Here is a 14,651-nt window from a genome sequence, read left to right on the forward strand (position 1 = left end):
GGCATCCTCTCTCTCTATGATTAAAAAAGGAGTGGAAAAATGAAAAATAAACAAAATTTCCAAAACATTTACCCGCTATCGCCTATGCAAGAAGGTATGTTGTTTCATCATTTAAGCGATAAAGATCAAGATTTTCAAGCGTACTGTGTCCAATCGGCTCTGAAAATTTCCGGTACGTTTAATTTTGACATTGCAGAAAATAGCCTAAATATTCTTGTAAGGCGTCATGATTTGTTACGAACAGTTTTTATTCATTCTAAGCTAAGCCGTCCTCGACAAGTTGTATTCAAAAATAGAGAGATGTTCATCCAAATGCATGACTATACTCATTTACAAGGGATTCATAAAGAGAAAGCTATCGAACAGTTCTTGGCGTCTGATTTAAAGGAAGGGTTTGATTTGGTAACTGGCCCTCTATTTCGGGTACAGGTACTGAGATTAAGCGAGCTTGAGCATATACTTGTTTTTACGAATCATCATATTATTTTGGATGGCTGGTGCTCTAGAGCGGTTTTAGAGGAATTCTTTGAGATATATGCTACGTTATTGCACCAGGAGCCGGTGAGAGAGAAGAAATCATTTTCTTTTAGTAAATATATTCAATGGATTGAAAATCAGGACAAAGATAAGGCTCATGCCTACTGGAGGGAATATTTAAAAGGACTTGAGACAAATACAGAAATGCCGAGATTCTACAAGAAGGCAACAAAAAAAGGCTTTCAAAAAGGGGAGTTTTATCAAAAAATAAATGATGACTTGCTTCAAGGTCTTGAGCGGCTATCAAAGCAATATAAAATCACTGTCCATACTATATGTCAGACAGCTTGGGCTTTTTTGCTCAGTCATTACAACCAATCGAAAGATGTTGTATTTGGATCAGTTGTATCTGGAAGACCACCTGAATTAGAAGGCATTGAGCATGCTGTGGGATTATTTATCAATACCATTCCAGTCAGAATAAAGATGGAGCCTGAAATGTCTTTTGCACAGCTCCTGCAGAATGTACAAGAATCAAACTTGGAGTCTGAGCGCTATTCCTATTGCTCTCTGGCTGAACTTCAGAAAATGACAGAATTTAAGACAGATCTGTTCAGTCATTTGCTTGTTTTTCAGAATTATCCGTCTAATAATGCTTCAACAGAAGAGGAAGAAGAACTTTTTGGTTTTCGCATAGAAGAATTCCATGATACTGAGCAAACAAATTATGATTTTCATTTAACTATTGCTCCGAAGGAACAATACATCATTTTTCATTTTAATCGAAACGTATATGAAAATGATGAAATCCGTAATATAAGCAGACGATTTAGCCGTATATTAGAACAGGTTATTGAGGCACCCGATATGAGGATGTGTGAAATAGAGCTAATTGATGAAAAAGAAAAAAGACTTATAAATGAAACATTTCAAACGTCTAATTACAATAGGGGTGAAGACAATCTCACCCTTCATGAACGCTTTGAACAGCAGGCAGCTTGGTTTCCTAATAAAACAGCTGTTTCATTCAATGGAGAATCGCTTACATATGAAACACTAAACAGTCGCGCTAACGAGCTTGCTAAAAAGCTTCGAGGACTTGGAGTACAAGCAAATGACTTAGTAGGTGTTATGCTGGAACGCTCTCACTCATTTATCATAGGCATTCTTGGTATTTTAAAAGCAGGAGCAGCATATGTCCCAATTGATCCAAATTATCCGCTGGAACGAATAGATTATATGATTCAAGATTCGAGAATATCCATTCTTATCACGGATCAAAAAAAGCATGCGGATATATTTCCTTCTATTATATATACAGGAAAAGTACTGATTATAGATGACATGTATAACGGTGACTATTGTGAAAATCTTCCTTCTATATCCTCTGTACAAGACCTTGCCTATGTCATTTATACATCAGGATCGACAGGAAAGCCAAAAGGAATTCTCACCAAACATGAAAATGTAATGAGAGTGGCTGTAAATACGAATTATGTAGATGTGACAAATGAGGATCGTATTCTACAATTATCTAACCCATCTTTTGATGGCTCGGTATTTGACATTTTCGCAGCATTATTGAACGGAGCAGAATTAATCCTTATTGACCCAAACATCATTCTGTCGCCAAGAGAACTTTCTACATTCTTAGTAGAACAAAAGATTACGACCATGTTTTTAACTACTGCTTTATTCAATGCAATCATTGCTGAAAATCCAGCCGCTTTTAATGGACTTCATACCGTTTTGTTCGGCGGTGAAAAGGTAACGGTTTCTTTTGTCGAGCAAGCCTTAAAGGAATCTGGATCTAACAAATTCATTCATGTGTATGGGCCGACGGAAAGCACTGTTTTTGCCGCTTTTTATCAGATTCAATCTATTGATAAAAGATTAGGGACTATTCCAATTGGAAAGCCGCTGAATGATACAGAGCTCATAATTTTAAACGAATATGGGCAACTTCAAGCAATCGGCCTGCCTGGTGAACTATGCATAGCTGGAAAAGCTCTTGCCAAAGGATATCTGAATCGGCCTGATTTAACCGACGAGAAGTTTGTCACACATCCGTTTAAAGAACAGGAGAGAATGTATAAAACTGGTGATTTGGTAAGGTGGCTTCCTGATGGAGCTATTGAATTTATGGGGCGAATTGATCGTCAGGTGAAAATCCGAGGTTTCCGTATTGAACCAGAAGAAGTAGCGGCCGAATTATTACTCGTCCCCAACATAAAAAAATCGTATGTTATGGAAAGAAAAAGCGAGCGAGATGAAACATATTTATGTGCTTATTATGTGTCTGATACCAAGAAAGAATCAAAGGAGATAAGGGACGCTTTGGCTAAACGGCTACCTGATTACATGCTGCCTTCCTTTTTCATTCCATTAAACGACCTTCCAATCACGCCGAACGGAAAAACTAATGAAAAAGAACTGCCAGCTCCTGAACTTATGTTAGATCAAGAGGAGGAATATATTGCACCTAGAACAACCGTAGAAAAAAAACTAGCAGAATTGTGGGAGCAGATTCTAGGGGTAACTCCTGTTAGTATTAGTACCCATTTCTTTGAAGTGGGAGGTCATTCACTCAAAGCGGTTTCTCTGATAGCGGCCATTGAGAGAGAGTTATCGGTTAAATTGTCGATTAAAAAGATTTTTGAACATCCTTATTTAGAGGAAATGGCAATAATGATTGAACAGGAAAAAAATAGAGAAGTGCTTGGTATTCTCCCAGCTCCACCTCAGGACCATTATCCAGCTTCTGCCAATCAACAACGGATATATGCAGTCAGTCACTTACCGGGCGGGGAGCAGAGCTATAATATGCCATTCCTTTTAAAGGCTCCTCATACTTTACACATTGAGCGTGTTCAGAACACACTTAATATGCTTGTTGAGCGCCACGAAAGTCTAAGAACTTCCTTTGATATGGTTGGGGATGAGCTGGTACAGCGAATCCACTCTTCTGCCAATGTAGAAGTGATGAGAGAAAAAGTATGTGAAGGCGGGCTAGACAAACTTATGTCTAAATTGGTAAAACCATTCGACCTTCATCAGGCTCCACTGTTAAGAGCGGGAGTTTTTGAGTATCAAGGAGATTATCTGCTGTTTATTGATATGCATCACATCATATCAGATGGTCAATCAATTGAGATTTTTATACGGGAATTTATTGAATTGTATAAACACAATCAGCCACTGCCTCCTCTTGCGCTCCAATATAAGGATTATGCTGTTTGGGAAAAGCAGCATGAGATGGATGCGGATGTTTCCTATTGGGAGCAGCAGTTTAAGGATGATATTCCAGTTTTGACATTGCCTTTTGATGAGAAGCAGGCGAGTGGAACACAGCCAGAGGGTGGCTTTTATATCAGAACGCTTAATCAGGAAATAACAAATCAATTGAAAAAGTATGCTCTGCAACAGAATCAAACTCTCTTTTCACTATTATTGGGAATGTATCAGCTTTTGCTCTCTAAATATACAGGGCAGAAAGATTTAGTAGTCGGTACTCCTTCTGCTGGGAGAAATCATGCGATTTTTGATAAAACTGTTGGAATGTTTGTCAAAACATTACCTATTAGGACTCATTTACAGTCTGCACAGCCAGTAAATGAATTTTTCTCGAAAGTACAGGAGCATTGTTTTGCAGCCTTCGAATGTGATATGGATCCTGTAGAATGGATTATGAATCGAACTAGTATGACACGGAAGACAAATGGTACTCCTCTTATTCAAACCATGTTTTCGTTTCATCATGAGCAGGAAGAAATTGCTGCACAATGGGAGATACAAAACGTTTTCAATCCCAATGTACAATTTGATCTATCATTGGATGTGTTTGAACACAGTTCCCATTTAGACATCTATTTTGAATATAGTACAAGTTTATTCAGAAAAGAGACTATTGAACAGATGGCCCAAAATTTTGAATATCTTATCCAGACGGTGTTGGCCGATCCACATCAATTGATTGGCGAAATCGGGTTGCTTTCCCAGGAGGAACAAGCGCTATTGGCCAGCATGAATGATACTTTTGTACCGATGCCTTCCTACCAATCTATCTCGGCTCAATTTGAAAAGCAGGCTGAGGTGCGTCCTGAGGAAACAGCGGCTGTTTTTAGAGGAAGATCCCTCTCCTACGGAGAATTGAACAGCCGTGCCAATCAGCTAGCACATGCCCTCATACAACAAGGTGTTGGAACGGATATGTTGGTAGGCATCATGGTTCGCCCATCATTTGATCTACTCATCGGGATGCTGGGAATTTTAAAGGCGGGGGGAGCTTATGTGCCAATTGACCCTCAATATCCAGATAGCCGTATTGAGTACATGCTGAAAGACAGCGCTGTCTCTCTTTTGCTTACACAGTCGGTGCTGAAAGAAAGAACAGATTCATACTCAGGCAAAGTGATTTATTTGGATGAGGGGATGGAAGGAGAGCGTACAACGAATCCACCTTCAGTGGCAGAAGGGCATCATCTAGCCTATATGATTTATACCTCTGGATCAACTGGGGAGCCAAAAGGCGTCTTAATTGAACAGCACAGTGTACTGAATTTATGGCAATGGTTTGAAAGGACGTATCATGTGGCCCCTGGAGATGCCATTCTCCATATGACCAATTCTGCCTTTGATGTTAGTGTGGAGGAAACGTTGATTCCGCTCATGTCGGGAGCTGTTATCGTTATTGCGGAAGAACAAGTAGTGTTCCAAAAGGAAACGCTAATCGATTTCTTGAATGAGCACAAAGTCCGCATTGCACAATTCGTTCCGGCAACCTTACGTGCACTTTTAGCTGGACAAACGAAAAAAGCTAAGAATTTAGAAGTGGTCATCTGTGGTGGAGAAAAGTTGGATCCTCAATTGGCTAACCAAATTACATCGCAAGGGTACCATTTATACAATCATTATGGTCCAACCGAAGCTACGGTAGATACACTTGTATGGTCCTGTCCACCGGACAGAGGGGTAATTAAATTGGGAGCGCCCATTGACAATACAAAAGTCTATGTTCTTGATGAAGATGGAAATCCCGTACCATCAGGCATTCCTGGTGAACTGTATATTGGTGGTGCAGGTATTGCAAGGGGCTATTTGAACCGGCCAGATCAGACGGATCGTGCTTTTGTACCCGATCCGTTCGAACAAAACGAGCGCCTCTATAAAACAGGTGACCTTGTCAAATGGCACTGCGATCAGACAATCGAATATCTTGGCAGACTGGACAAACAGGTCAAAATCCGGGGTATGAGGATTGAGCCGGGTGAAATTACAGCGAAGTTGGTGGAGTTGGATGAGATCGAGAATGGCTATGTGATGGCTCATCATGATGAGGAAGGACAAGTAAATCTATGTGCGTATATCGTGTGGAAGAAAGAGAGTGAACCGGAGAAAATAAGACGAAAGCTGGCCCAAACTCTACCAGAATATATGATTCCTATGCATTTCATGACAATAGATAAGTTGCCTTTAACGCCAAACGGAAAAGTAAATGAACAGCTGCTTCCAATACCTGAAAAAGAAACAGAGGAAGCATATGTACCGCCTTGCACAGAGACTGAAAAGACGCTCGTTTCCATTTGGCAGGAGGTACTGGATACAAGTCTAATTAGGAGAAATAGCCACTTCATTAAAGCTGGTGGACATTCCTTAAAAGCTATAGATTTGATGAACAAAATCAGAAAGCAACTATTTACAACAATTTCTTTACAGGATATTTTTGAATATCCCCTCTTAAAAGAGCTTGCTAATAAAATTGACAAAACGGGCCAAGCAAAAAGAGAAATCATATCAGTGGCTAAAGAGGCCGAAGAGTACCCGATGACCTCTGCACAAAAACGCATTTATGCAGTTAGTCATTTAATAGGTGCTGAAACAACCTATAATATGCCTATTGTTCTAACAGTGCCATTTAAGCTGGAAAAACAAAAGACAGAAAAAGTGATTAAAAGAATAATAGAACGTCATGAAAGTTTACGAACCTCTTTCCAGGTGAAAAATGGCGAAGCAGTACAGGTAGTTCATGCTAACTCTGATTTAGATATAGAAGAAGAAGTACTGAAAGCAGATGAGTTGCCTTCACGGATTTCTGCGTGGACTAAGCCTTTTAATTTGAAAAAAGCACCTCTCATGAGAGTAAAAATAGCGAAGGTAGACAATGGAGAGCATTTGCTGTTTTTAGATATGCATCACATAATTTGCGATGGTGTATCAATAGATATATTACTAAATGAATTCTCCTCACTGTATGCTGATGAAAAAGCTGAACTTCCTGTTGTACAGGTGCAGTATAAGGACTATGCAGTATGGAAGCAAAAACAAGATTACAGCCATTCGAATAATTATTGGGAATCTATTCTGGATGGTCAGCTACCTGTGTTGAATCTACCGACTGATTTTAGCAGGCCAAAGGTTCAACAGTTTGAAGGAGATTATATATCGATTTCAGTTGATCGAGAAGTGGGACGTGGTCTTCTAGAGAAGCTGCAAGAGCAGGAAATGACACCTTATGTTTTGTTCCTGGGATTGTATCAGATACTTCTTCATCGATATTCAGGTCAGAATGACATTCTAACAGGAACCCCGGTTTCAGGGAGAGGTCAAATGGGCCTAGAAAATACAATAGGTCTATTAATGAATACACTGCCCATTAGAACAGTTACAACACCACAGATGTCGATAGCTAGCTTTTTGGAGCAGGTGAAAAATCAGGTATATAGCATGATGAAATATGCTGATTATCCGCTCGATGAATTCATTGAACGTAAACAGATTAAAAGAAATCTAAATCGGAATTTATTATTTGACACAGTCTTTTCGTTTCATACAGAAGAGGAAGTTTCTTTATGGACACCACTTCAAACAGATCAAAAGACAGCGAAATTTGATTTGACATTTGAGGTCACTCAGTTAAACGACGAATTTCAAATCAGTATTGAATACAGTACAAACCTATTCCGTGTAGAGAATATTGATAGGATGGCTAGACACTACGTGGAGCTCGTTAAGCAATATCTGACGGGAACGGAGCAGTACTTATATGAAATTGATTTTCGTTTAGATGAAGAAAAACAATTAATTGAGCGTGTAAATGATACTGCTTATCCATTGTCGGTTGATCAGACGGTGTGCACCATGATGAAATTATGGACTGAACATCACCCTGATAGCGTAGCAGCGGTGCATCAAGATAAAATTTTAACCTATAAGGAATTAAACGAAAAGGCTAATGCAATTGCTGATTGGCTTGTGCAGCAAGGGATCAAAAAAGGTGAGATGATTGGAATTATGACAAATCCATCATTCAATATGCTTGCAGGAATTTTCGGTATTTTACAGGCTGGAGCAGTTTATGTACCTATAGACCCAGCATATCCTAAAAAACGGATTGACTATATCTTGAAAGACAGTGAAGTCACCTTCTTGCTGACTGAATCTGAGTATAAGAGGTTGCTAACAGGGTTTGAACAGGAAGTGGTCTTTTTGGATGTCCATCATTTTGAGAAAAATGGATTGTCCAATTCTATAACAGTACAAGGGCATGATGTAGCTTATATGATTTACACTTCCGGCTCTACAGGAAATCCAAAAGGTGTCATGATTGAGCATCGTTCATTAATGAATTTGGTTCAGTGGCATCAAAGGAGATTCCAATTAACAGAGGCCGATCGTTGTTTGAAATTTGCTGGTTTTGGATTTGATGCCTCTGTATGGGAGATATTCCCTAGTTTGTCTTATGGGGCATCTCTATACATCGTCGATGCTCATGTACGGCAGGACATATATCAGCTAAATGATTTTATTGAACGTCACCAAGTTACGATTGCATTTATGCCTACGGCCTATTACGAACAATTTTCTCATTTGACAAACAGCTCACTTCGCATCCTCTTAACTGGCGGTGAAGCGTTGAAAACCTGTAAATCCCATTCTTATAAACTTGTCAATAATTATGGACCAACAGAAAATACAGTCGTTTCCACAAGTAGTGTAATTGAAAGCGATTCTAACATAACTATTGGAATGCCAATTGATAATTGCCGGGTATACATTGTCAATGATCAATTTCAAGAGCAACCAATAGGAGTAACGGGAGAAATTTGCCTTGCAGGAGCTGGCCTAGCAAGAGGATACTGGAATCGTCTTGAAGAGACGAAAGAACGTTTTATACATCATCCGGTTTCAAAAGAACGTTTATATAGAACAGGAGATTATGGGCGATGGACATCAAATGGAACAATTGAATACATTGGAAGAGCGGATGAGCAAATCAACATACGCGGATATCGAGTCGAATTGCAGGAAATTATCCATGCTATAAAAATGTTGCCCGGCATAAAGGACGTCTATCTTTTACAAAATAATATGGGTACTACAGCTGCAAGATTAATTGCTTACATTATATGTGATCAGCCATTTTTCGTTGACGAAATAAAAAGCCAGCTTTCAGAAAGGCTTCCAGATTATATGGTTCCTTCACAATTTATAAAGCTTGATCACTTCCCTTTAACTGAAAACGGAAAGATAGATAAAATAGCACTGCCAAAACCGATACAAGCAAAAAATGATGTAGAGCAGCAAATAGAGCCTAGAACGAAACTTGAAACCGAAATGAGAGAGATCTGGGGGGAAGTCCTAAATATACCTTCTACTTCTATAGGGATTCATGATGATTTCTTTGAACTTGGCGGAAATTCTATCAATATTTTAAAGATTCTTGCCTTAACGATGGATAAGGACTGGGATATATCGATTCAAGACTTTTTTGACGGAAAAACGATAGCTGCTATCTGTGATCAAACGGAAAGAGAAGAAAACCAAATCGATGATAGTGTATATATCCGTCCAGCAGAGCTTTGTTTGATTGATGATAAAAGGTTGCATAGCAAAAGTGGCGTATTTTTGACCGGGGCAACAGGATTTTTAGGCATTCATTTGCTGGAAAGGTTACTACGTACAACACAGGGTCATATTTTCTGCTTAGTAAGGGGAAACAAGCAATATACAGCAGAAGAGTGGCTCAAACAAGTATTTTTACAATATTTTCCGAATGGTGTTGACTTAATAGAACAAGCATCAGACAGATTAAGTATTGTTGCCGGAGATTTAACAAAAGAACGATTCGGCTTAACCTATGATATATACGAAGATATTAAAAAACGGACAGAGCATATTTTTCATGCCGCGGCTAAAACGGACCACTTTGGACAGTTTAACGAATTCAAAGAGTTCAATATAAATGGCACAAAAAGAATATTGGAATTTGCAGGCGACAATAAAAAACTTCATTATATTTCGACTATGAGTGTAGCAGGTCATGTCGCAAAAGGTGAAGAGGAAAGAGTTTTTACTGAAGAAGACTTTTTCATTAAGCAGGAGATAGATGACAATGTTTATGTGAAAAGTAAATTTTTAGCTGAACATGAAGTCATACAGGCCGTTGCTCGTAAAGAGGTGAATGCAACTATTTATCGCATAGGGTTGATTACAGGGCGACATGTGGATGGATGCGTACAATTGAACTTGAGGAAGAATGCATTCGCAAATACACTTGAAACTATCTATCATCTAGGCGCTGTTTCAGAGGAAATTGTTGGTCAGTCATTAGATGTTTCACCAGTGGATTTATGTAGTGAAGCGATTTTAAAACTTGCCTCCTCCTATAGCAATAAACCTGTTTTTCACATTTATAATCCGTATAAAATTAATATACAGAAAATGTTTGATTTAGGAGGCATTGAAATAAATCAGGTGCCAGATCATGAGTATGAATTGCTAGTAGAATCCTATGCTAATGAAAAAAACTATCAAAAGATTTTAGGCTTTACTTATTATATTGTGAAGGAGAATGAGGCGTATCGTGCCGTAGTAAAAAGCAAATGTGATGTAACAGTTCACTATTTAAAACAATGCGGTTTTGAATGGCCAGAGCCTTCAGTTGGTTATATAAAGAAACTATTTTCAATGATGAGAGAAAAAGGATATTTTTTAGAAATGCATATAAAAAACATTTAATAGAATAGGTATTACCCTCACTTTTCTTATGAAAGGTGGGGGGATTGTTTTAAGGGGGAACGATAAAATGCTTATGTTAAAAGCAGAAGGGTGTAAAGCTACTAGAAATGAAAAAGTGATTTTTGAAAACGTTCATTTAGATATAGAAGAAAAGCAGAGAGTAGCCATTATTGGCAGTAATGGTGTTGGTAAAACGACATTGCTTAAAGCACTATTTGGTAAGGTGCAATTAGAAAAGGGAAAAATTATGAGAAGGTATCCTGCAGACGCTTGGGGATGGGTTGAACAGATGGAGGAACTAGCGGATGTGACTCTTTATGAATATGTTAGTTTGGTTCGTCCTGAGCTGGCAACTTATCAAAAGAAGATTGATGAGCTTCAAAAAAAGATGTCAATTGTAACAAAAGAAGAGCTGGAAGGCTTGATGGAGGAATATAATACATTTTATGAGCGTTTTATGGCAATGGATGGTTTTCAATTTCAAACGGAAATTGAAAAGCACCTTAGTCAATTACAGTTGCCTCCAGCAAGCTGGTACATGCCTTATAGTCAATTAAGTGGTGGAGAAAAAACTAGGGCGCAATTAGCTAGGACGATGCTCAAAAATCCAAAATTTTTAATTTTAGATGAACCAACCAATCATTTGGACAAAGATGCAATTGAATGGCTTACGAATTGGATTAAAGCCAGTGATACAACCGTATTGTTCGTTTCTCATGACAGACATTTTATTGATCAGGTGGCTGATGTAACGTATGAGTTGACAGCAGAAGGAACAAAAAAGTATAAAGGCGGTTATTCAGCATATAAAAAACAGAAGGATCACGAAATATTAACTCATCAGAAACTTTACGCCAAACAGGAACAAAAAAAGAAAGAGTTATTAGAGTCAATTAGCCGTTATAAGCAATGGTTCCAGCAAGCCCAAAAATCATCTGGAAAAGATGATTCTGCTGCGCAAAAAAACAATTTCTCATCGAGGGCAACGAAAAGCGCCTCACGATTTAAGGCGCTTGAAAAAGCATTAGATCGCCTTGAGAAAAATAAAATAGAAAAGTACAAAGAAGCAGATCGAGTGAAGCTTGATTTTCATGAAACAGCTTTTGGAGCCTCACGTCTTTTGCAAATACGTCAAATGACATTTGGATATGATGGTATTACTCTTTTTAAGGATTTTAACTTAGATGTGAAACGCTCCGAGAGATTGGCTGTAATTGGGCCAAATGGTTCCGGGAAAACTACTCTACTTCAGCTTATTTTAGGACGGAAGCAGCCGGAAGAAGGAATGGTACAGCTTCATCCTAGATGTAAGGTTGGTTATTTTTCACAAGAGCTTAGTGATCTGGACGGAAGTGATACAATATTGGATCATATTATGAAAATCCCTAATTTAACTCAGACAGAGGCAAGGACTATTCTCGGCTGTTTTCTTTTTAAAAGAGATAATGTGCTCAAAAAAATATCTCATTTAAGCATGGGTGAAAAATGTAGGGTCGCCTTTGTAAAATTATATTTCTCCGGCGCCGACTTACTCATTCTCGATGAACCGAATAATTATTTAGATATTGAGACGAGAGAGACGATTGAAGAGGCGCTTCAAGAATTTCCAGGTACGATAATTGCTGTTTCACATGACAAATATTTTTTGAGAAAAATTGCAGATAGAATACTAGATTTAGGAAGCACAAACAAAAGAGTATTTGAAGGCTCTTATTCTGATTATGAGCAGGAGAAAAAAAATAGAGAATTAAAATTAACAGTAGAAATGCAGAATGAACTTTTCTATTTGGAAATCAAGAGGCAGAATTACTTGGCAGATAGTCCTGTAAATGAAGAAGAGCAAGAGGAGCTTTTAGCAAAAATTTATGAAATTAACCAAAAAATCGATAAAATTAAAAAGCGGGCTTATAAGCAATTTTAAGTTATGTACATGCCTATTTCAGGTATAAAATTTTCAAATGAATTAATGTTGATAAATCTAATATATTTAAAGATAAATGATAATAGGAGAATGACATATGGTTTCAAAAATTAAGCTTTTTTGTTTTCATCATGCAGGTGGATCTTCGTCAGCTTACTACAATTGGAAGGATTATTTAAACAAGGGTATCGAGATTATCCCTATTGAATTAGCTGGAAGAGGGAAACGTTTAAAGGAGCCCGTATATACAAGTATGGAAGAAGTAGTATTAGATATTTACGATTTGATGAAACCTAATTTAGATGGTTCTCCATTTGCGATGTTTGGCCATAGTTTGGGAGCTTTATTAGTATATGAAATGATTCAGAAAATCCATGATGTCAAAGGAATAAGTCCAATACATGCATTTTTCTCAGGGCGACTACCTGTTCATACTATAGATCAGCAAAAGCGTTACACTTTACCAGATCAAGAACTAAAGAAATACATAGTAGACTTAGGGGGAATTCCATTAGAATTACAATCATATGATGAAATATTAGATATGTTTCTCCCAATCATTAGAGCAGACTTTAAACTAGTTGAAACTTATGAGCTTAAAGGAAAAATAAGTCCTTTTACATTTAATATTTCTATTCTATACGGTTACGATGATAAGCTAGTAGATAATCAAAGATTGATAGAGTGGGCTGATTATACTAGTAAACAATGCCACTTTTATGGATATCAGGGAGGGCACTTTTTTATTAATGATTTTACAGAAGAAGTTGTTAAAATAATAAATAAAACATTAAGTTCATCCGATTTTCAAAGTAAAATATTATAAATGAGACTTTAATATTTCTATGTTTTTTAACATTTTAGCCAAGAAGACTCCTTCCTCAAGGAGCGTGAAGGGTCAGTAGGTGGGAGAGAATTGGCTTCAAACAAGGGATGGCAGGAAGCCATCTTAATTGTTCGACATACAGAAAATGTTACTTCATTATATATCGAATGTACGTTTGGTGTATAATAGTTATATGCCGAAATGGAGGTGAATGAAATGATAATTAATAAAGCCTTTAAGTTTCGTATTTATCCAAATCAAACACAAGCAATTCTAATTAATAAAACGATAGGTTGTTCTCGCTTTGTATTCAATCATTTCCTATCCCTATGGGATCACGCATATAAAGAAACTGGAAAAGGTTTAACATATAGTACATGCTCTGCCAAACTTCCTGCCATGAAGAAAGAGTTTGTTTGGCTCAAAGAAGTGGATAGTATTGCGATTCAGTCGACCGTTCGCAACCTTGCGGATGCGTATACACGATTTTTCAAAAAACAAAATAGTGCCCCGCGTTTCAAATCCAAGAAGAATAACGTACAATCTTATATCACAAAACAAACAAATGAAAACATTGCCGTTGTAGGAAACAAAATAAAATTGTCAAAACTAGGTCTTGTTCGATTTGCCAAAAGTCGTGAAATAACGGGACGTATTATAAATGCTACAGTTAGACGGAACCCTTCTGGTAGATATTTTGTGTCACTATTAGTTGAAACAGAAGTACAAGAACTTCCGAAAACACATTCTTACATTGGGGTAGATGTAGGGCTAAAAGATTTCGCCATTTTGTCAGATGAAACATCCTATGAAAATCCGAATTTTTTCTAATCATTAGAAGATAAGTTGGCGAAAGCACAGCGTGTCCTTTCTAGAAGAATGAAAGGATCTTCTCGTTGGAATAAACAACGAGTCAAAGTAGCTAGAATTCATGAATACATATCAAATGCTAGAAAAGATTACTTGGACAAAATCTCAACTGAAATCATCAAAAACCACGATGTTATCGGTATAGAGGATTTGCAAGTATCGAATATGTTAAAAAATCGTAAGTTAGCAAAAGCAATTAGTGAAGTATCTTGGTCACAGTTTCGAACCATGTTGGAATATAAAGCAAGATGGTATGGCAAACAAGTCATTATCGTATCGAAAACATTTGCTTCCAGCCAATTATGTTCTTGTTGTGGATATCAAAACAAAGACGTTAAAAATCTAAACCTACGTAAATGGGACTGTCCTTCTTGTCGTACACACCATGATAGGGATATTAACGCAAGTATCAATATAAAGAATGAAGCAATAAAGCTTCTAACCGCAAGGACTGCGGGGTTAGCCTAATCAATTAGAGTTCGATAGAACTCTTTACTTAGGAATCCCCCACTTCTAAACGAAGTGAAAGTAGGGGGAGTT

General features: G+C 37.6%; 3 protein-coding genes and 1 pseudogene. All 4 read left to right on the forward strand.

The features are described from left to right. Nucleotides 1-39 precede the first annotated feature (39 nt). The 4 genes and pseudogenes from QCI44_RS29365 to tnpB all read left to right on the forward strand — a co-directional run bounded on the left by QCI44_RS29365 (nt 40) and on the right by tnpB (nt 14,579). The gene (locus tag QCI44_RS29365; protein WP_353811621.1) at nt 40-10,494 is read left to right on the forward strand and encodes an amino acid adenylation domain-containing protein; all 10,455 of its coding nucleotides are present in this window, start codon (nt 40-42) and stop codon (nt 10,492-10,494) included. Between the two features lie 67 nt (nt 10,495-10,561). Beyond that, entirely contained in the window at nt 10,562-12,415 is a 1,854-nt protein-coding gene (gene abc-f / locus QCI44_RS29370; RefSeq protein WP_176553826.1) for a ribosomal protection-like ABC-F family protein, read from the forward strand. Between the two features lie 97 nt (nt 12,416-12,512). Further along, nucleotides 12,513-13,241 carry a thioesterase II family protein gene (locus QCI44_RS29375; RefSeq protein WP_088083726.1) on the forward strand — a complete coding sequence of 243 codons (729 nt, stop codon included), beginning with the start codon at nt 12,513-12,515 and terminating at the stop codon, nt 13,239-13,241. Nucleotides 13,242-13,457: 216 nt separating this feature from the next. After that, nucleotides 13,458-14,579 (forward strand): annotated as a pseudogene (gene tnpB, locus QCI44_RS29380) (IS200/IS605 family element RNA-guided endonuclease TnpB). Nucleotides 14,580-14,651 lie beyond the last annotated feature (72 nt).

The organism is Bacillus cereus group sp. RP37 (genome assembly GCF_040459695.1).
Lineage (GTDB): Bacteria > Bacillota > Bacilli > Bacillales > Bacillaceae_G > Bacillus_A.